Annotated in this window: 14 protein-coding genes; 10 read left to right on the forward strand and 4 right to left on the reverse strand. The window is 61.0% G+C overall.

The window, feature by feature from the left end; translation table 11 throughout:
• Window positions 1-122: 122 nt before the first annotated feature.
• The 8 genes from A9Q02_RS07605 to A9Q02_RS07640 all read left to right on the forward strand — a co-directional run bounded on the left by A9Q02_RS07605 (window position 123) and on the right by A9Q02_RS07640 (window position 6,396).
• Window positions 123-494: a (2Fe-2S) ferredoxin domain-containing protein gene (locus A9Q02_RS07605; protein ID WP_097651757.1), complete on the forward strand. Its 372-nt coding sequence runs from the start codon at window positions 123-125 to the stop codon at window positions 492-494.
• A 39-nt stretch (window positions 495-533) separates the two neighbouring features.
• Window positions 534-941: a hypothetical protein gene (locus A9Q02_RS07610; RefSeq protein ID WP_097651758.1), complete on the forward strand. Its 408-nt coding sequence runs from the start codon at window positions 534-536 to the stop codon at window positions 939-941.
• 240 nt (window positions 942-1,181) lie between these two features.
• On the forward strand, window positions 1,182-2,360 hold the full coding sequence (locus A9Q02_RS07615; RefSeq protein ID WP_097651759.1) for an MBL fold metallo-hydrolase: 1,179 nt from the start codon (window positions 1,182-1,184) through the stop codon (window positions 2,358-2,360).
• A gap of 95 nt (window positions 2,361-2,455) precedes the next feature.
• Entirely contained in the window at window positions 2,456-2,707 is a 252-nt protein-coding gene (locus A9Q02_RS07620) for a sulfurtransferase TusA family protein (RefSeq protein ID WP_097651760.1), read from the forward strand.
• A 113-nt stretch (window positions 2,708-2,820) separates the two neighbouring features.
• On the forward strand, window positions 2,821-3,396 hold the full coding sequence (locus A9Q02_RS07625; RefSeq protein ID WP_097651761.1) for a DsrE/DsrF/DrsH-like family protein: 576 nt from the start codon (window positions 2,821-2,823) through the stop codon (window positions 3,394-3,396).
• A gap of 333 nt (window positions 3,397-3,729) precedes the next feature.
• The gene (locus A9Q02_RS07630; protein ID WP_097651762.1) at window positions 3,730-4,092 is read left to right on the forward strand and encodes a rhodanese-like domain-containing protein; all 363 of its coding nucleotides are present in this window, start codon (window positions 3,730-3,732) and stop codon (window positions 4,090-4,092) included.
• Window positions 4,093-4,111: 19 nt separating this feature from the next.
• On the forward strand, window positions 4,112-4,615 hold the full coding sequence (locus A9Q02_RS07635) for a protein tyrosine phosphatase family protein (RefSeq protein ID WP_097651763.1): 504 nt from the start codon (window positions 4,112-4,114) through the stop codon (window positions 4,613-4,615).
• A gap of 14 nt (window positions 4,616-4,629) precedes the next feature.
• Window positions 4,630-6,396 (forward strand): SulP family inorganic anion transporter, encoded by a 1,767-nt coding sequence (locus A9Q02_RS07640; RefSeq protein WP_097651764.1) that lies wholly within the window; start codon window positions 4,630-4,632, stop codon window positions 6,394-6,396.
• Window positions 6,397-7,041: 645 nt separating this feature from the next.
• On the opposite strand, the gene A9Q02_RS07650 is transcribed toward A9Q02_RS07640, so the two are convergent.
• From A9Q02_RS07650 to A9Q02_RS07665, 3 genes are all read right to left on the reverse strand, one after another.
• Window positions 7,042-7,311: a hypothetical protein gene (locus A9Q02_RS07650; RefSeq protein WP_097651766.1), complete on the reverse strand. Its 270-nt coding sequence runs from the start codon at window positions 7,309-7,311 to the stop codon at window positions 7,042-7,044.
• A 176-nt stretch (window positions 7,312-7,487) separates the two neighbouring features.
• Window positions 7,488-8,159: a GAP family protein gene (locus A9Q02_RS07660; protein WP_097651768.1), complete on the reverse strand. Its 672-nt coding sequence runs from the start codon at window positions 8,157-8,159 to the stop codon at window positions 7,488-7,490.
• 138 nt (window positions 8,160-8,297) lie between these two features.
• Entirely contained in the window at window positions 8,298-11,447 is a 3,150-nt protein-coding gene (locus A9Q02_RS07665) for a winged helix-turn-helix domain-containing protein (protein ID WP_245860446.1), read from the reverse strand.
• Window positions 11,448-11,705: 258 nt separating this feature from the next.
• Here A9Q02_RS07665 and A9Q02_RS07675 point away from each other — a divergent pair, with 258 nt between their 5' ends.
• Complete coding sequence (locus A9Q02_RS07675) at window positions 11,706-16,160, forward strand: right-handed parallel beta-helix repeat-containing protein (protein WP_097651771.1); 4,455 nt, start codon at window positions 11,706-11,708, stop codon at window positions 16,158-16,160.
• 97 nt (window positions 16,161-16,257) lie between these two features.
• Here A9Q02_RS07675 and A9Q02_RS07680 read toward each other — a convergent pair whose 3' ends face one another.
• Entirely contained in the window at window positions 16,258-18,396 is a 2,139-nt protein-coding gene (locus A9Q02_RS07680) for a xanthine dehydrogenase family protein molybdopterin-binding subunit (RefSeq protein ID WP_097651772.1), read from the reverse strand.
• A gap of 411 nt (window positions 18,397-18,807) precedes the next feature.
• On the opposite strand from A9Q02_RS07680, the gene A9Q02_RS07685 reads away from it, so the two are divergent.
• Window positions 18,808-19,650 (forward strand): alpha/beta fold hydrolase, encoded by an 843-nt coding sequence (locus A9Q02_RS07685; RefSeq protein ID WP_097651773.1) that lies wholly within the window; start codon window positions 18,808-18,810, stop codon window positions 19,648-19,650.
• Window positions 19,651-19,778: the final 128 nt, after the last annotated feature.

The raw sequence follows: 19,778 nt of genomic DNA on the forward strand, positions 1-19,778 counted from the left end.
CAAGCAGAGGTAGTCTGTTCACCATAGAGGTGTATGATGCTTGCGTGGCTTGATTTGATCCAGGTTGTACTCGCGCTTGGGCTGGGTTGGCTTGGCCTGGTGTTGGTAAAGGTATCGCATCTATGGGTAAACGCGACCGTGAGCGGGGGCCGTCGATTGAGCAAGTAGCACGCAATGGGCAGCCTTGCATCGCGGTCTGTGGAGGCAAGCATTGTTTGCGGGCGGGGGGCGGGATGATCCAGCAGGCTGCCGAGGCAGCCGTGCAGGAAGCAGGTCTTACCCAGGCCGTCACGGTAGTGCAGACACGCTGCCAGGACTTTTGTGATGATGGCCCGGTACTGACCCTGGTGCCGGGGATGTATCCCTACTTGCGCCTCTGTCCGGTCTCGACCCGCCAGATTGTACTTGAGCATGTGCGTGATGGGCGTCCGGTGTTAGAGAAACTCCATCGGCGGATGCGCAAACGCCTAGCGCGGAAGCTTGATCTTGATTAATGTGATCGTGCTGGAATAGCACCTTAGAGTACCCATACTATGGAAACGCAGAGCATCACCCTGGCCCGTGCCACGCCTGGACGTTTGATTACCGCTAATCTTGATGGAAGTCTGAACCTTGTCTGGGATGAGGCGACGATACGCATTGCGCTCTATGATCTTGGGCACCTGGCGATGCTGCTCGATGAATGGTGCGCCGAAGAAGAGCCGGGTTTCCTCCGCTGTGGCTACTACCAACTGATGCAGAGCCCCGACGGCGGTATTCAACTCTGGCTCAATAAAAGCGGGCTCTGCTTGAGTCGGGATGATCTCCAGATCTTGACTGGCTTGATCCGCACCGCCGAGGCATTGCTCGAAGCACCGATCCCAACGCAACCAACCCTGCCGTTTGGACCGGGGTATCACCGGCTCGCGGCCCCCGCCCGCAACCGTCAGTGGGCGAATTAAGGCTTGTGCTGGCGTAAACGGCCAGCACAACTGGCCGTTTACGCCAGCACAAGCCTAGGTTTTTAGGAAGACGGCCAGCTGTGCTGGCCGTCTTTTGTTGCGCAACCATATCTGTGCATAATCTGTGCATATCCTTACGAAACTCTTACGATTCCCTCGTGTTCGTCTTACGTTGGCAGGGTAGACTACACCCATAAGAGATTTGTGCTGACGTGCACGAAGAATAAAAGGAGTTTTGCAATGACCCTGATTGAAGGCCAGACTGGCATCGCTGAATTTACTGCCAACGAGTTGTATGCCCGCATCCTTGACAACGAGGCGATCTTTATCCTCGATGTCCGCAACGAGGACGAGTTCAAGCGGAGCCCGATTGAGGGGCAGAGCAACCTGACCGCCGTCAATATTCCCTACTTCGAATTCCTTGAGGACGAAGATGGGTCAGTGGCGCGGGTGCCAGCCGACCGTGAGATTATGGTCGTTTGTGCCAAAGAGGGTTCGTCGCAGTATGTGGCCGAGTTGCTGGCCGGGCATGGGTACAACGCACGCTACCTGCAGGGTGGTTTCACCAGCTGGGGCAACTTCTACGATGTGCGTGACGTGGTCAACGCCGCCTGGGGCCGGATCGTGCAGATTGCCCGCCCTGCCCGTGGCGACCTGAGCTTCGCGGTGATCAGCGACGGCAAGATGGCGCTGATTGACCCGATGCGCCACACCGAGGTCTACCTCAACCTGGCAGCCGAGGCTGGCGCGACGATGACGCACCTACTCGACACGCACGTTCACGCCGATCACATCAGTGGCGGCCCGGCGCTGGCGACGATCACTGGCGCAACCTATTATGTCCACGCGTACGATGCCATTCACCCGATTGATATGCTGCCCGCAACGATTGCCTACACCTCACTTGAGGATGGTCAGCAATTCCAGGTTGGGCAGACGACCATCACCGTTGCCTGGTTCCCGGGCCACACGCTTGGGCAGGTCAACTACCGGGTCGATACGCCCGATGGGCGCAGCGCGCTCTTTACCGGCGATGGCATCTTCCTGCGCTCGTTCGGTCGGCCTGACCTGGGTGGCAAGGGCGAAGCCTGGACACCAATCCTGTACCGGAGCCTGACCGAGCGTTTGCCGAAAATCGTGAATGATGATACCCTCATCCTGCCGGCGCACTTTAGCACACTTGACGAAGGCACTGCCGAAGGCATCTTCGCCGCACCATACAGCGAAGTCCGTGCCCACAACGATGCCCTGCAGCCACGCAGCGAAGAGGAATTCACGGCCTATGTGCTGAGTCACCTGCCGGTCTTCCCGCCCGAGTATGTTGAGATCAAGCGGGTCAACATTGGTCTGGTTGAAGCATGTGACGGCAAGGCGAACGAACTGGAGCTTGGGAAGAATATTTGTGCCCTGGCAGGCTAAGCCCAAGACCTTGCAACGAGGACGGTTTTTTGACGCAAAGGCGCAGAGGCGCCAAGGTTTAATATCTCTCGATATATCGATAAGGAGTCAATCTCATGGCGAATAGTTTTGATCAGACGCTGGATGTGAAGGGGGCCAAGTGCCCGATGCCGTTGGTAAAGAGCCGCAAGGCCATTGCGGATCTGACGGTCGGCCAGGTGCTCAAGGTGGTCGCGACGGATCGTGGTTCGGTTGCCGACTTCCAGGGTTGGGCCAAGACGGCCAAGAATGTTGAACTGGTAGCCCAGGAGACAGAGCAAGAGGGCGGGCAGGATCTCTACGTTCACTACCTGAAGCGTACGTCCTAAGACGGTGATGCGACGGGAGCGAGGGCGGGACGCCCTCACTCCCGGGAATGCCGGAAAACGTTGTTCACAGACTATATCAATAGCGACACATAGCTTAAGGGAGTATCAAGACAATGACCATTGAGATGAGTGAGACCTTTGACACCCAAACGTTGCTTGAGCGGATCAATGCCCTGGAGAGCCGGGTGAATGAACTGGAGGCTCACCCCGCGCAGGGGATCGAGGATCGGGTGGCAATGGTGGTCTTCTCGGGTGAACTGGACAAGGCGATTGCCGCGTTCATCATTGCGACCGGGGCGGCTTCGATGGGGCTCGAGGTGAGCATGTTCTTCACCTTCTGGGGGCTCAACGCCGTCAAGAAGCAGAAGATCTTCACCGGCAAGGATCTGCTCGAGCAGGGCTTTACCGCGATGCTGCCAGGCAAACTTGGTGAGACCGGCCTGTCGCAGATGAACTTCTTTGGTGCCGGTGCGCAGATTATCCGTGGCCTGATGCGCAAGCACGATGTCTCATCGCCCGAAGAACTCTTTGGTCTGGCGCAAGAACTCGGGGTGCGCATGGTCGTCTGTGATATGTCCCGTGAACTGCTGGGCGTGAGGGATGCCGAACTGGTTGATGGTCTGGAGACCGGTGGGGTCGCGACCTTCCTCGGCGATGCCGCCCGTGCGAAAGTGACGTTGTTTATCTAGGGGAATCCCCCTCACCCCCCTGCCCCCCTCTCCCCCAAGGGGAGAGGGGGGAGGTAGTAGGGCGATTGCATCATACGAAATCGGAGACAACGGGGCACCCGCAAGGGGTGCCCGTACCGGGGCGGGGCACCCGCAAGGGGTGCCCGTACCGGGGCGGGGCCGCATCCGGTGTAGGGGCACCCCTTGCGGGTGCCCCTGCGGGGGCCTTGGCAGGGTGCCTACACGGAAGATGCAATCGCCCTAGGGGAGGTGGTGACGGCAAGGGTGGCTCAGGCTAGCTGGGCAAATGAAGAGCGTTTGAAGAACTTGAAAGCAAAGAAAGAAGGTCATCATATGTTGCGTAATCTTTTTCAGGGTGGTTCGCGAAGTGCGACAGGGCCAGCTACGATTGATGTAAAAACGTTGAAGCAGCGCCTTGATCAGGGTGAAAACCTCTTGCTGGTAGATGTTCGTTCGGGTGAAGAGTACACCTACGACGGGCGCATCGCAGGGTCGCGGTTGCTCCCACTACCGATGTTGGCCAACCGCATTGAGGAGTTGCCGCAAGACCAGCCAATTATCTGCGTCTGTCGTTCGGGCAACCGCAGTGGAGTCGCCTGTGAGCAACTGTCACGCAAAGGCTTCACGAATGTGACGAACCTGAGCGGTGGGATGATGGCGTGGGCGCGCGCTGGTTTTCCGATGGATCGCGGCTAGGATATAAGGAGCTTAGAGAATGGCAACGAATGAACTTCCCTGTGGCAATTTGCAGGCACAGACCGAGGGTGCCACCTTGCGGAGCTATGCCGTGACCCCTGATGTGCTGCTGGCTTCGCAGCCACAGATCGAGGACTGGGCCAAATTGGTTGAGCAGGGCTATCGTACGGTGATCAATTTGCGCAGCGACCCCGAGCGCGCTGCCGAACAGGCCCGCAATGCCGAGGCAGCGGGACTGCGTTATTTTCACGCACCCTGGCCGGCCTATGAGCTTGAGGCCGAGCACGTCGAAGAACTGGCTGATCTGGTAGAGAACCCCGACACTGGGCGCCTTGTTTTCCACTGTCGCAGCGCCACCCGCGTTGGCCTGATGTGGATGCTCTATCGCCAGCAGCATCACGGCTGGACCCGCGAGCAGGCCGAGGCTGAATTGCGGGCGGCAGGGTATGACGATGACTCGATGGAGACCTTTGGCTTCTGTGCCGATGATTATATGGATCGCGTCGCCGAAGCGACCAAATAGGGCAGGGATTTCTCATGGCATCATCACCGTCGCTTGCGGGTCGAGCGGCATCGGCGGCTCAGGCCAAAGGTCTGGGCCGTTACTTTCCCTTCACCCGCTGGCTCTTCAACTATCGTCGGGAAGATCTGCCGAGTGATCTGGTCGCCGGGATTGTGACGGCCATCATGCTCATTCCTCAGAGCATGGCCTATGCCCAACTCGCCGGATTGCCCCCGCAGATCGGATTGTACGCCTCGGTTGTGCCGTTGATCATCTATGCGCTGCTCGGAACCTCGGGGCAACTCTCGGTGGGGCCCGTCGCGATCACCTCGCTCTTGGTCTTTAGCGGGGTCAGTACGCTCGCCGATCCGGGAAGTGCGCGCTATATCCAGTTGGTGCTCTTGCTGGCCTTGATGGTTGGTGTAGTCAAATTGCTCCTTGGGCTCTTTCGTATGGGTGTGATTCTTAACTTTATTTCGCACCCGGTCTTAGCTGCGTTTACGACTGCTTCGGCATTAATTATTGCAGCCGGGCAACTAAAATATATTCTGGGATACCCAATTGCTGGCCCCCATATTTATGATATTTTGTATAATGCTATTGTCGGCCTTGGCATGACGAATCCGGTCACGCTAACGATCGGAGGAGCCAGTATTGCAATGCTGCTCTTCTTCCGCAAGAAGCTGCGGCCGATCTTGCAAAAAGCGGGGTTGAATCCGCTTGCCGTGACGCTGATCGTGAGTGGTGCGCCGCTGGTGACGGTTTTGCTTGGCTCGATTGTCACCTGGGCCTTGCGGCTCGATCTAACAGCCGGGGTAGCGGTCGTCGGCAGCATTCCGGCTGGTCTCTCACCACTGAGTTGGCCTTCACCAAATGTGGCTGATGCCCAGGCGTTGATGCCCGCGGCAGCGGCAATTATCCTGGTGAGCGTCGTTGAGTCGATCGCCGTTGCCAAAGCGCTGGCGAGCAAGCGCCGTGCGGTGATTGATCCCAACCAGGAACTGGTCGCGCTTGGTGCCGCGAATATTGCGGCTGGCCTCTTCAGCGGGTATCCGGTCACCGGTGGTTTCGCGCGCTCGGTGGTCAACTATCAGGCCGGTGCGATCACCGGACTGGCGTCGCTGGTGACGGCGGGTGGCATTGCGTTGATCCTGCTCTTTTTTACCCCGCTCTTCTACTTCTTGCCGCAGGCAGTGCTGGCGGCGACCGTCATTGTGGCCGTCTTTGGGCTGGTCGATCTGAAAGAGCCGGCGCACATTGCGCAGGCCAACCGGAGCGATGCAGCGACGTGGGGCATCACGTTTGCAGCGGTGCTTTTGCTGGGCATTGAAGCAGGGATCTTTGTTGGGGTCGGCGTCTCGCTGGCACTCTACCTCTGGCGCACCAGCCGCCCACACATCGCCGTCGTTGGACAGATCGGCGAGAGTGAAGTCTACCGCAACATCTTGCGCTACGACGTCAAAACCTGGCCGCACGTCGTCGCCGTCCGAGTCGACGAAAGCCTCTATTTCGCGAACACGCGCTATCTCGAAGACGAACTGCTGCGCATTGTCGCGGAACGACCCGAGGTGAAACACCTGGTCTTGATTGGTTCGGCGATCAACTTCATCGACTCGAGCGCGTTGCACACGCTTGAAGCGCTGATCCAGAGCCTGCGCGACGCTGGGGTGCAACTACACCTCGCCGAAATCAAAGGCCCCGTCATGGACGGCCTGAAACGGGCGCACTTTGTTGACAAACTCGGCACCGAGCATATTCATCTGACCACGCATCAGGCGATGCGAACGCTAGGCTGTGCGTAAACATATTTTGCTCACCAAAAAAGCCGGCTTAGCCGGCTTTTTTGGTGAGCAAAGAAAAGGAATGTTCTTCATCCAATAAGCCGTAGAACCTGGTATAATATCGATGCTTGTTTTTTAACAGCCAGTGCAACTCTGGGTTTAGGCCCCAGCGAGCCGGGCGACACCACAGATACAGCAACCTTAACGGGTTTGTAAAAGCTCTTGGGTAATTGCTCGCGACGTAACCACGAGCGATTATCTCTTCCCTTCACACTCTTCAATCTTTCAGGAGGAACTCGAGATGAACAAAACGCTAGTTTGGGGTATCGCTTGCTTGCTTATCACCCTTCCTGTATGGGGCGTAGTCCAGGCGTGGAATTCCACCGCAAGTTCAGTACATGAAGAAACCACTTCTCTTTGTGCTGAAGATGCATCGCTTGCCTATCCCTATCCCTATCCTATGCCTGGCTCCTGCACGTATCTACCTATCATCCATCAAGGGGACACCCCGGCGCTGACCCCGTCGCCAACGCTGACCCCGTCGCCAACGCTGACCCCAACGCCAACGCTGACCCCGTCGCCGACCCCAACCGCCACAACTGGGCCATATCCGCTTCCATAACTTCTGTTGTGGGGTACGATGATGCTTTGGGCCGACGGATGACCCTACTGCCGAGTCTTCCGCCGACCGAACATCGAGCCCCAGGCATGCGCGGCAAGGCTGATCTGGCCGAGGGCAAAGAGCACTAGCAGGGCGGTGATGGCGGTTGTACTGACGGTCGACCAGAAGGTGAGGGCCTGGCGAATATCGCTCAGCGCCAGTTGCAACGTACTGGCGCGTGTCCTCCCCTCGTCCAGGGTGGTGCGCTTCTCCTTTTTGGAAGGGCGACTTTCATCTATAAAAATAAACCCGCATGAGGCCTCACAGGTCTTCAAGACCTGTAAGGCCTCGCCTGAGACCTGGTGCGCTTGAAGAAGCCACCCTGGTAGGCGATGCTCACTGCACTCAGCAGGAGGACGAGCGAGGTAGCCAAGAGCCCATCCAACCAGGGCAGCAGGGCGCTGAGGCCGCGCATGGTCAACATCGTAAGCAACCTCTTTTCAGACAACATCTATCCACCCAGGAAGGCACTCACGCCGTTCCAGGTGAATAACAGGCCAAACACAAGTGTGACGGTAATGGAGATCGGACGATTGTAGGTCGTTAGCCAGGTATTCGCACGCTGAAGGACTGACTGGGACTGCTTTGGCGCAACTGCGGCGAACAGCAGGGCGAGGATGAGCAAGATCTGCGCGAAGAAGATGTACCCCGCGTACGCGATGATTGCGTCGGTTCGGTCAAGGCCTGCCTCGTTGATGACGGCAAGAGCAGAGAGAGTGAACGCCCAGAGCTTCGCGCCGATCGCGATCCCCAGTGCGCCGATGCCCAGTACCTTGAGCGGGGTAGCCTGTTCAAGCGACTGCATCCATTTGGGTGGTGGCTCGTCAGGATCTTCTTCCTTGCGCCATTTCTTGAACGCGGCGATCAGAAGCAGGATGCCAAGCACAAGTTTCAGCGTCGCGGCCACGAGGCCATCCCCCTCCGCCGCCTTGTCTGAGGAGCCCAAGACGAGACCGAAGAGCACCCCCTGCGCGACGCGGGTAAGGGTCATGCCGAGAACGAAGGCAGAGGCTTTGAGCAGACCGTTCGGACTGGCGAGCAGCAACAGGACAATGATGAGCCAGAGGGGGGCCAGGATGTTGCCAAGGATCATCGGGAGTAATTCGACGAATAGGGGGAACATAGCCTTTTCCTTTGCTGTCCAGCGTGGACCGCACTTGTCTGCACGTATCACAAGAATCTGTCAAGCTGTCCATAGCATGCAGTATAAGGTTACACGGCAGAAGACGGGCTATCCTGTTGGATAGGAGGAACATGATCATTAGATCGCCTCGCCGCGCTCAACCCGTTCATAGAGCCAATGGGTCAACGCGGAGAGGCCCACACCCAGTTCTTGATGCAGGGCAGCGGTCGCTTCGTGATAGGCCTGTAACGCCCGCGCCCGTTGGCCTTGGCGCGCATAGAGCCGGATGAGCAGTTGCCACGCTTGCTCGAGCCACGGGGCGGCGCGGAGCGCACGCCGGAGCCAGAGCTCGCTCGGATGCCAGGCGCGTTGCGTCAGATAGCCTTCGGCCAGGCAGAGACAGCCCTCGAGATAGAGATCGTCGAGTCGTTGGCGCGGCTCGATCAGCCAGTCGGCGTAGGGTAGATCGGGCAGCAAGGGCGCGTATGCGGTCAGGGTGCGTTCAAGGGAAGCCAGTTCAGTGGGGTCTAATGCGCCTAGTGCCAAAGCCTGCGCTACTTCTCGGGTAAATGAGGAGAGATCGCTCGCGACGACACCGTACGGGTCAAAGTAGTAGTTGTTGCGTTCGGCAACGATATAGCGGTTGGGGCCGCGCGGGCGCATATATGGATCTAAGACCGTGCGCAGATGGCTGTTGAGGGTGCGCAAGATCCCGGCGGCTTTCTCGGGATCGCCTTCCGGCCACAAAGCTTCCAGAATCTGGTCGCGTGGGATGGGTTTGCCGGCGTAGAGGACAAAGTATTGCAACAGGCGGGCAACAATCGGGCGGGGAAAAGCGTCGGTGCGGTAGTGTTGTTCGCCCCGTTGCAGGCTAAAGTCGCCGAGCAGCCTGATCTGCAAAGGCGGCGGCGGCAGCGCTTCCAGGGTTTCCAGGGCACGTTCCAGCGTCTTTTTGACGGCGTTGTCTGTTTCGGCGGCGATCGCCGTTGTCAGCGTCGGCATGGCCTGCTCGTCGCCAAGTTGCATCAGCACCTCCGCTGTACGATGCCGGATCACCGCGTTCGCGTGGTGCAGCAGAGGGAAGAGGGGGCCACTCTGCCCGATTGTGCGCAGGGCCGCGATAGCGCGTTCGGGGGCGAGCGCTTCCACCAGCAGCATTTTCCAGAATTCGGCTGCCAGTTCTGGATCACGGGTGGTGAGGAGATGGCTGAAATATGGTCGTTGCCCCTCGGCCAGCACCCGCTGGGCCAGACGCCGCCAGCGCGGGTGGCCCAGGCGCCAGCAAACTAGCGCCAGGGCCATGCGCAGTCGCACCAGTTCGGCGCGGGCACGCATCGGGATGAGGGCACGGCTCTGCGGTGTGAAGCGAAAGCCTCTCAGATCGCCGTCGGGCAAGCTGGCGAGCAACACGGCAAGATCCCGCTCGAGCGCCAGCCGTCCCTGCAGATAGGGAAATTCGGTCGCGTCGGTCAGCGCCGCGTCGGCTCCTTGGATGGCGATCTCGTAGTCGCCCTGGCGTCGGGCGAGCCAGACGCGTGCCGTTGCATACAGCAGGCGCAGTTGCGGTGAGTCTATTGCATCAGCGGCTTGACTCCGGCCACGCAACAGCGCTGCGGCTTCGGCGAACCGGCCCTCGGCCACCGCCAGGAGGCTCCGATCATGCTGCAGAATCCAGTCGATCCGCTCATCAAGCAGTTCCAGGCGACTCAGCAGCGCGTCCAGCGACACGAGATTTTCGCGCTGCCCGGCCCAATTGCCCTGTTCCATCCGTAGATGGCCCAGGTTACGCCGGACGAAGACTGCGTCTTGAAGGTTGTTGCGCGCCTCGGCTTTGCGCAGTGCGTCGGTGAGCAGCGCGTGGGCCTCGGCCCAACGCCCTTGCACCGTGAGCACCTGCGAAGCAAGATTGATTTCGGCAATGATCGTTCCGGTCGTCTCGCCGGTGGCTTGCCGTTCCTGCAACTGGCGATAGCGGTAGTGGGCGAGATCAAATTGGGCCAGCGATGCGTGCAAGCCAATCATATCCTGTAACGCGGCGATGTATTGCGGAACTTCGAGATCGGGCCTTGCAATGAGTTGTTGGTAGAGCGCCAGGGCTTGGCGGAGGCGCCCTTCGTCGCCGTGAACGAAGGCCATGTAGCGCAGCCCCAGGCGGTAAACGTCCATATGGTCGTGCTGCTTGGCTAGGGCGACGCCATGTTCGAGGTAGGCCCACGCTTCGCGGCGGCGAGCGTGCAGGTGGAACAGGGCTGCGCCATTGCGCAGCCACAACAAGGGCCGTTCGGCGGCAAGCGCTGGCGGCAAAGCCGTGAACCAGCGGTGATGCGTGAGAAAATGGCCGTGGGCGCGCATCGCGGCAAAGGCTTCTGGCAAGGCGAGCAGATCCGCCGCCTGTGTCGCCAGGCCCGCCTCGAGGGCATGTTCGATCGCTGCGCTGAGCTGACCACCGGCTTGCAGCCAGGCGATCACGGTTATCACAAGCGCGTCGCGCTCAGCCGAGGGGAGTTGCTGCCGCAAAAACGTGCGCACCAGATCGGGATAGCGATAGGTACCGTCAGGCTCATCCTGGTAGAGAAAGAGGTTGCGCGTCAGCAGGATCTGGATGGCTGCGGTGGGATCGCTCGCGGGCAAGAGGTGCGCAGCGAGGGGCACGTTGAACGTGAGTGGCACCGCCGTGACCAGCATAAAGCGCCTCAGTTCCGCGGGAAGCGCATCCAGCAACTGCTCGGTCAGGTAGGCAAAGAGTTGCTGTTCAGCGATGGGCTGTGGGTTGGCAAGCGCACCAAGATTTTTCAGCAAGCCCAGGCCGAGCGGCCACCCTTCCAAACGCTGACGCCATGCGTCCAATTCCGGTCGCCCGTCGCCCAGCAAGATCCGTGCCTCACGCTCGGTGAAGGCGAGATCGGCCATGTTCAGCTGATGAATGCGCCCGTAGAGCGCCAGATCGGTGGCCGCAAACAGAGGCTGTCGCCCGGCCAGGATCCAGCGAGGACGCGGTTGGCGCATCTGCTGCTGCAACCACTGGATGGCTCCATCGGCCGTCAACAGGTGGTGGACATCATCCAGCAGCAGGGTATTTTCAGGCTGGCGCAGCGCCTCTAACCGTGCCGCGAGAACGGCCAGATCGCTATCGGCTGGGGTAAGGGCGATGAGGTGCGTGAGCGGACGTTCGGTCTGCAGGCTTTGCAGCAGCATAGTCTTGCCGTACCCTGCCGGAGCATTGATGAACAGATGCCCCTCTTCCAGCAAAGCGACGATCTTTTCCAGCAGCAGTGGGCGGCGAAGCACGGTGGCCAACGCTTGGCCTCCTCCTGTTCACAGGTCTGTTTGTTCGTTGTCAACATCTTCATTATACACTCGGCACATGGATTACCAGGCCTACATTGTGCGGATCAGGTGGACGGCGGACGGGCAACCGCACGGCTTTGTCGTGCATCCGCGCACGGGCGAGAAACGACTGTTTCATACCGCCACCGAATTGCTGCATGTGTTGCAGGATTGGCCGTTGCCAACGCCACCTGCGCCAGCCCCAAAGGAGAGTTTGCCATGACCGAGCGCTATCTCGCTTTCCGAACGCTTCTAGGCTATGTTGGGAGCCTCTTGTTGCTGATCTTGGCAACCCTGCTGGCTAGCGTGTTGACTCCAAGCCCGGTCGCCGCCGAGACGGTGATAACGGGCAACATCACCGAGAATACCACATGGACCAGGGCCAATAGCCCGTACATTGTCGGCCAGGCCTATATCGGGGCCGGTGTGACCCTGACGATTGAGCCAGGCGTGGAGGTGCGCTTTACCAGCGGCGGCTGGCTCAGCACCTGGCCGGGCGCGGCGTCAACCCTGATCGCCGAGGGGACAGAGGACGAACCGATTATCTTCACCAGCGCCGCAACCAGTCCTCAGGCGGGCGACTGGCAATATCTCTATCTCTACCCGACCGGCGCGGCCCGGCTGCAGCACTGCATCGTCGAGTTTGCCGGCGGGTTGACAGCCATCGAAGTCCAGTCGTCCGACGTCAGCGTGCGCGACTGCTCCATCCGCGACACCAGCGGCTATGGCATCCGACTGAACGGTGTCGGCCTGACGCCGACCCTGGAGCGGGTAACGATCGAGCGCAGCAGCACCGCGATCTACCAGACCACGCTGGACATGCAGCCGGTCTATCGGGAGTTGCGCCTGCGCACGAACCAGGTCAACGCCATTTTCGTGCCCAGCAGTAGCACCACCCGCGACATCACGCTGGACAGCACGGGCCTCGTCGAGGGCATGCTCTCGCTGGGCCAGCACTACATCGGCACCGGGACGACCCTGACGGTGCAGCCCGGCTCGGTCATCAGCTTCCGCAGCGGCGGCTGGCTCAGCACCTGGCCGGGCGCGGCGTCAACTCTGCTCGCCGAGGGCACGCCTGGTCAGCCGATCCGCTTCACCAGCGCCGTAACCAGTCCTCAGGCGGGCGACTGGCAATACCTCTATCTCTACCCGACCGGCGCGGCCCGGCTGCAGCACTGCATCGTCGAGTTTGCCGGCGGGTTGACTGCCATCGAGATCCAGTCGTCCGACGTCAGCGTGCGCGACTGCACCATCCGCGACACCAGCGGCTATGGCATCCATCTGAACGGTGCCGGCCTGACGCCGACCCTGGAGCGGGTAACGATCGAGCGCAGCAGCACCGCGATCTACCAGACCACGCTGGACATGCAGCCGGTCTATCGGGAGTTGCGCCTGCGCACGAACCAGGTCAACGCCATTTTCGTGCCCAGCAGTAGCACCACCCGCGACATCACGCTGGACAGCACGGGCCTCGTCGAGGGCATGCTCTCGCTGGGCCAGCACTACATCGGCACCGGGACGACCCTGACGGTGCAACCCGGCTCGGTCATCAGCTTCCGCAGCGGCGGCTGGCTCAGCACCTGGCCGGGCGCGGCGTCAACCCTGATCGCCGAGGGCACGCCTGGTCAGCCGATCCGCTTCACCAGCGCCGTAACCGAGCCCAGGGCGGGCGACTGGCAATACCTCTACCTCTACCCGAACGGCGCGGCCCGGCTGCAGCACTGTGTCGTGGAGTATGCGGCCCAGGGTCTCAACACGCAGGCCCGGCTCTTGATCGACTCCTGCACCTTCCGCAGCAACACCACCGGCGTCAGCGTGGCGAACAACGCGGGCGGCACGATCGTCAACAGTCAATTCAGCGGCAACGCCACCGCCGTTACGAACAACAGCCCGGCCCGGCCGGTACGCGCCTTTGGCAACTGGTGGAACCACCCGAGCGGCCCGACCCATGCGGCCAATCCCGGCGGTCAGGGCGACCCCGTTAGCAATGGCGTGCTCTACCAGGGGTGGCTGCGCAGCGCGAGGCCAGACGCGGGCGGACGCACGCCCACACCGCTCGTGCTGGGCCAGACGGTTGAGCGCACCATTGAACCCAGCCAGTTGTACGATTTTGTCTACCAGGCCGCCGGGGGCGAGAACCTGCTGCTGGAGGTGCGCCCGGTCAATGGTGCGGCCCGCGTTGCGCTGCTAGGGCGCCTGGGCGCATTGCCCTGGGCTGGTTTTGCCGACGCCGATGTTGCGGCCTACGCGCCCATCGAAGGCGTCTATCTGCTCAGCCTGCCGGCGGCTAGCGCTGGCAACCACTTCTTTACCATCCTGCCTGAATTGGGCAGCAGCAGCGCGGTTTATGCTGTCACCCTGCTCGACACCCAGAACCGCATCGCCGCCGTGACACCGCGCGTCCACGGGCCGACAGAGAGTAGCCTGACAGTTCATGGGCTCTTTAGCTTCAACGAGATTGATGCCTCGCTGTGCAACACGGGCAACCCCACCATTCGATCCGGCAAACTCAACGCCTTGAGCCCCAGCCTGGGCAGCCTCAGCATGGATCTGAGCGGCGTTGCACCGGGGATCTACAACCTCTGCGTCACCTGGCCCGACAGCAGCCAGCAAGTTGTGACCGGCGCGATTGAGGTGCAGCCGCCCAATCCTCAGGTGGAGGTGCGCATCGAGCGACCGACCTTCGTACGCGCCTTGCGCCGCTATACTATCTACGTGCATTACACCAGCACCGGCAATGTGCCGGCCCCAGCCCCATACATCACGGTAGATGCCACCAATGCGCTGATCTCGCTGTGGCCCGAGGGTGAAAAAGAGCGTCAGGTTCGACTTTTCGGCTTCAATGACCAAGCACCCTATGGCCTGTTGCCACCAGGAAAAACCGTGCGCGTCCCGGTCTATCTTGAAGTGACGAGCAACGAGTCAGTTGGCCTTACGGTGAAGACCGTTACCGAGCGCAGTCAAGAGCCGTTTGACTGGGCCGGGATCGAGGCCGATCTGCGCCCGAGTCCCGCCCCCGCAAGCTGGAGCACAAACTGGGCGGCAACGATCGCCCCCTTCGGCAACACCTGGGGCAGCGTGATCCGGCAGATCAACCAATATGCCAACCAGGCCGCCTGGATCAGCATGCCGGCCTCGCCCGATACGACCCTGGCTCAGTGGTTCTACAACGCCCTGCTCCCCACCTTGCCTGCGCCGCAGGCTGCTGCTGCCACCGAACTCAGCCAGGCCACCGGGGCGATCAAGCTGGTCTGCGGCAACAGCCGAACGGAGAACTACTACACCTACGACTACGATCCGGTGGCTGATGTTGACCTGCAAGGCTTCAACGCCGCGAATTTTGATGAAGACCGGCCCACCTTCATCGTGATCCACGGCCTGCACCAGGGGGCCAGCGGCATGCGAGAGGTTCTCGAGACGGTGGCTGGTGAGGGCAACGTCATCGCGATCGATTGGGAGGTTGGAGCGAAAATTTCGACCGGGATGGTCTTCAGCATCACCCAGTGCCGGAATCAGTTTGGCGCCAACGGGCCAACGCTGGCGGGCATTGTTGCGGCGCAAAAGCTGCGCAGCGCACTCAATAGCGCCGGCAAGACGCTCAACCTGGACACCACGGTGGTCATCGCACGCGACGCCGGGATGTACCTCGGGTTGGAAGTCGTGAAGGGATGGCGAGGACGCGCCGGAGCCGTCTGGCTCAATCCGCCCGCCGATCCGGCGCTGATCCGCTATGCCCGTTCGACCTTCGACCCAGAACGCAGCGCGGTCATCATCGTGCCCACCTCGCCCACCGACGCGCTGCGCTCCGAGGTGGCACCGCTGGGTTGGGCCACAAGCTGGGGCGTACCGGATGGCGACGGACGACCCAAGAGCATTGCCGACTGGGCCAGGCAGCGTGACCACAGCTTCAAGATCTTTGTGAAATGGCCGGAAGACCCCGCATGGAACTGGCTGCGCCCGCGCCCACGCTTTCATGACACCCTGCGCTACCCACCGCCGATCGTCGAACCAGAACCACCGGTTGATCCGGGCGAGATTGTCATCGAAGAGATTATCATCGTCATTGTGACATCGTGGGATCCCAATGCCAAAGAGGCCTGGCGCCAGTACGCAATGCCCGGCGACCTCGTGCGCTGGACGATCTACTTCGAGAATATGGCGAGCGCTTCCGCCCCGGCGCAAGAGGTCTTCATTGTCGACCAACTACCGACTGAGCTGGATTGGGCCTCGGTGCGCTTGCTCGAGGTGGGTTTTGATCGCTACAGCCTGCCCCTCCAATTCGTGAGCAGTGCCGTACCCGCGAGCGCCTCCATCGTCGTTCCCGACTACCGCCCAGAGGTTACGACGACGCTCGAAGTGCAGGTGAACGGATACGTCAACGCGCTTTCAGGTGAACTGACCTGGAGCTTCATCACCCGCGATCCGCGCACCGGCGACTACCCCGAGGATGCGCTGGCCGGCTTCCTGCCGCCCAACGACGGCAGCGGACGCGGCGAAGGTTATGTCACCTTCGAGGCACGCATCAAGCCGGACGTGCCGTTGGGGACGTTCATCAACAACGACGCCGACATCATCTTCGACACCAACGAAGCGATCAATACCGGCGTCGAGACGGTGATCGTGGGCATGCCAGCAACCCAGCAGCGTGTCTACCTACCATACGTGTCACGTTAACATCGGGGCGTCGTCGCGGCGCATTCGTAGGGGCGCAGCAGCAGGAGGGGCCGATGGTGCAGTTGCACCGTCGGCCCCTCCTGCTGCTGCGCCCCGACTACGGGCATAACGCACGCAGCACCCGTTCCGGGGTGAAGGGCAGGTCACTGAGCCAGACCCCGGTGGCGTTGTAGATGGCGTCGGCGACGGCGGGGGCAAAGGGGATCAGGGGCAGTTCGGCCATGCCGCGGGCACCGTACGGGCCTTCGGGGTCGGCGAGTTCGAGGATGACCGAGATAATCTCCGGGGGCGTGTCGAGGATCGTCGGGATGAGATAGGTGCTGAGACCGGGCGTAGCAACGCGCCCCTCGCGCATCTGGAAGTGCTCCATCAGAGTGTAGCCAAGCGCCTGGGCGAGGGCGCCTTCGATCTGGCCTTCGACTTGCTGGCGGTTGATGGCTCGTCCTACGTCGTGAACGCTGATGATGCGCACGATGCGGATCTGCCCTGTTATTATGTCAACTTCAACCTCGACGGCTTGCGCGGCGTAGCCATAGGCATAGTTCGGTCTGCCCGCAGTGGTTACCGCGTCGAGCGGGGTCGTCGCGGGAGCGCGGTATTGCACCGTGATCCTCGCCGGACGCTCTTCGTTCTGCCATTCGCGTAGTGCACCGAGTGCGGCGTCATGCACGGCACGCCCCGCCATCATCGTGAGCCGCGAAGCCGAGGCCGAGCCGGCGTTGGGGGCTTCGGCGCTGTCTTCGGCGATCAGTTGCACGGTCTCGAGGGTAACGTTGAGTGCTTCGGCGGCGATCTGGCGCAAGATGAGATGCGTCCCCTGACCAACGTCGGCGGCGCCAATCCGAACGATGGCTTGCGCGATGGTGGCTGCCCCGTGCAATTCAACGGTCGCCGTGGCTTGCTCGGGAAAGCCAAAGGAGTAGCCGAGATTCTTGATGCCACAGGCGAAGCCCCAGGCTCGCTTGAGGTGCGGCGCGGCAGGTGGCGGCAGTGCGGGCAGCGTCGCGAGCGTCGTGAGGCAGGTATCGAGACAGGTGCGCACGCTGACCCCCGCAGGCAAGGGCTGCTGCGTGGGCTCAAGACTCCCCTCACGATAGAGATTGATCCGACGTAGTTCAAGCGGATCCATCCCGAGCGCGTGGGCAAGTCGGGTCACCATCACTTCGCTGGCAAACTGGGCCTGTGGCGCGCCAAAGCCGCGAAAGGCCCCGGCAGGGAGGTTGTTGGTATAGACGGCGTAGGCATCAACGTGGATGTTGGGCACCTCGTAACAGCCAGTGAGAAAGAGCGCGACACACTTAATAACTTCCTGGCTGGTTGACGCATAGGCCCCGCCATCGCCGATCGCCGTGGCCGACACGGCCACAATGCGCCCATCGCGCATCGCGCCCCAGCGACAGCGGATCGTCACCGGGTGGCGCTTGTGATGCGCCATCACCGACTCGCCACGACTCCAGACAATTGCCACAGGCTGACGCAGCTTCCAGGCCGCAAGCGCCAACAGATGCTGCACCGAAAGATCCTCGCGCCCCCCGAAGGCACCGCCAATCGCCGCATACCGGATGACCACCTGCGCTTCGGGCAAGCCGAGCACTTCGGCGATCTGGCGGCGATCTTCGTGGAGCCACTGGCCGGCGGTGTGGATGATGACGCGGTCGTCTTCGTCAACGTAGGCAATGCCCGCCTCGGGTTGCAGAAACGCGTGTTCCTGCCAGGCGGTCGAGAACTCGCCTTCGAGCACGAGATCGGCGGTTGCCAGGGCCGCCTCGGCGTCGCCTTTGCGAATCGGGCAATGGTAGATCAGATTGGTGCCCCGTTCGGGATGGATCAGGGGTGCATCGGGCGTGAGCGCCAGCGCAGCATCAGCGAGCACCGGCAGATCTTCATACGCAACCTCAACCAAGCCTGCGGCAACCTCGGCGGCCTCGCGGCTCGTCGCAACCACCAGGGCCACCCGGTCGCCGACAAAACGCACCACCTCACCGCAGAGCACCGGCTGGTCAGGTTCAACCAGGCCATAGGCATTATGGGGCACATCAGCCGCCGTGAGCACCGCAACCACACCAGGATAGGCCACCGCCGCCGTTGTATCCAGGCGCACAATGCGTGCATGGGGCCGATGGGCAAACACAACCTTCAGGTGCAACATCCCCGGCTCGATCAAATCCCCTGGATAACGGGCCGCCCCCGTCACCTTGCCAGTTGCATCTGGGCGCGGGAGGGATGTGCCGATCATATGCTCAGATCCTTTCGCTACCTTGCAAAGAAGGCGGTTGTTTTGACGCAAAGGCGCAAAGGCGCAACGAAGTGGTCTGACATAGGGATTGGCTTCGACAAGCTCAGCCAACTGCGGGCAATGGGCTTGGAGAACGGACGGAGGCTGAGCCTGTCGAAGCCCCCGCTGGTAGAAGAAAACTTCGTTGACAGACGACTCAGAGGTCGACGCAGGGCTGATGCAACGTCCCTGCCCACGGGTCATGCTGAGAGCAGCGAAGCATCTTCCGCCTCATCAGGACGAGACCCTTCGCTGCGCTCAGGGTGACAAAATACGGACGTTGCATCAGCCCTCGCCCGGCAGACATAGCCAAGACGTGTTTGCAAACTTGGTATATTATACCTACATTGCGTCAAATTTTGAAAGGCACTTATGCATAGTCGCTTTGTGACGATCGCTGGTTATAAGATCCATGTTTTGGAGGCAGGTACAGGCCCACTCGTGCTGTTGTTGCATGGGTTTGCTGGTTCAGGCGAAGATTGGCGGCCTACGGTGGCGGCGGTGGCCAACATGGGCTACCGGGCAATGGCCGTGGATGCGCTTGGGTTTGGGCGCTCGGCCAAGCCGGGGGATGCGCCCTATTCGCTGGCGTTGATGGCGCGGATCTATACGGACATTATTGAGCAGAGTGGTGCGACCCAAGCGACGCTGATTGGTCATTCGATGGGGGGCAAATACGCCCTGGCAACCGCCGTGTTGCACCCCGAGCGCATCAATGGGCTAGTACTCGTTGCCTCAGATGGCTTTGTTGAAGCATCACGCTTGACCATGGCGGGAGGATGGCCGCTCGTCGGCCCGGCGATCCTCTGGCTCTCGGCGCAGCCTCGCATGGTGCGAATGCTGCTCACGGCGGCGTTTGCTGATCCCGAACGCCATCTCACCGCCGAGATCCTCGAGCGCGGACGGGAAGCCCTGATCGGGGCAGATAATCGGCGTGCGTTGACCGCCTTGAGTCGCCAGTATGCCGCGACTGATCTCGGGCTCACCGGGTTGCGTGCCCGCCTCGGCGAACTCACGATGCCGACCCTGCTTGTCTGGGGTGAGAGCGATCAGGTCTTTCCGGTCGAAGCGTGCGGCTACGTGGCCCGCAGCGAAATCCCAAAGGCGCAACTCGTCGTCTTGCCCCGCTGCGGACACTTTCCACAGATCGAAAGCCCACGCTTATTTCAAGGGGTGCTCACCGGGTTTCTGGCTGGTCTGGATGGTAATGACTGATTCGTCTGGGAACTTCGTAGCCCTTGAGCTTTTGCGCCCTATCGCTCCTGATAACATCCGAGGATGTTATCTCGGCACCACTGGCCCGCGGGCCATTTAGTACTCAGCGTGACACTATCGCGAGCAAA

This window comes from Candidatus Chloroploca asiatica (assembly GCF_002532075.1).
In the GTDB taxonomy this organism is placed as follows: Bacteria; Chloroflexota; Chloroflexia; order Chloroflexales; family Chloroflexaceae; genus Chloroploca; species Chloroploca asiatica.

What these genes read in the sequence shown, in the direction of transcription:
- A9Q02_RS07605 (WP_097651757.1), top strand. Translation starts at nt 123, where the DNA reads ATGGGTAAACGCGACCGTGAGCGGGGGCCGTCGATTGAGCAAGTAGCA.
- A9Q02_RS07675 (WP_097651771.1), top strand. Translation starts at nt 11,706, where the DNA reads ATGACCGAGCGCTATCTCGCTTTCCGAACGCTTCTAGGCTATGTTGGG.
- A9Q02_RS07630 (WP_097651762.1), top strand. Translation starts at nt 3,730, where the DNA reads ATGTTGCGTAATCTTTTTCAGGGTGGTTCGCGAAGTGCGACAGGGCCA.
- A9Q02_RS07615 (WP_097651759.1), top strand. Translation starts at nt 1,182, where the DNA reads ATGACCCTGATTGAAGGCCAGACTGGCATCGCTGAATTTACTGCCAAC.
- A9Q02_RS07620 (WP_097651760.1), top strand. Translation starts at nt 2,456, where the DNA reads ATGGCGAATAGTTTTGATCAGACGCTGGATGTGAAGGGGGCCAAGTGC.
- A9Q02_RS07610 (WP_097651758.1), top strand. Translation starts at nt 534, where the DNA reads ATGGAAACGCAGAGCATCACCCTGGCCCGTGCCACGCCTGGACGTTTG.
- A9Q02_RS07660 (WP_097651768.1), bottom strand. Translation starts at nt 8,159, where the DNA reads ATGTTCCCCCTATTCGTCGAATTACTCCCGATGATCCTTGGCAACATC.
- A9Q02_RS07635 (WP_097651763.1), top strand. Translation starts at nt 4,112, where the DNA reads ATGGCAACGAATGAACTTCCCTGTGGCAATTTGCAGGCACAGACCGAG.
- A9Q02_RS07680 (WP_097651772.1), bottom strand. Translation starts at nt 18,396, where the DNA reads ATGATCGGCACATCCCTCCCGCGCCCAGATGCAACTGGCAAGGTGACG.
- A9Q02_RS07685 (WP_097651773.1), top strand. Translation starts at nt 18,808, where the DNA reads ATGCATAGTCGCTTTGTGACGATCGCTGGTTATAAGATCCATGTTTTG.
- A9Q02_RS07640 (WP_097651764.1), top strand. Translation starts at nt 4,630, where the DNA reads ATGGCATCATCACCGTCGCTTGCGGGTCGAGCGGCATCGGCGGCTCAG.
- A9Q02_RS07625 (WP_097651761.1), top strand. Translation starts at nt 2,821, where the DNA reads ATGACCATTGAGATGAGTGAGACCTTTGACACCCAAACGTTGCTTGAG.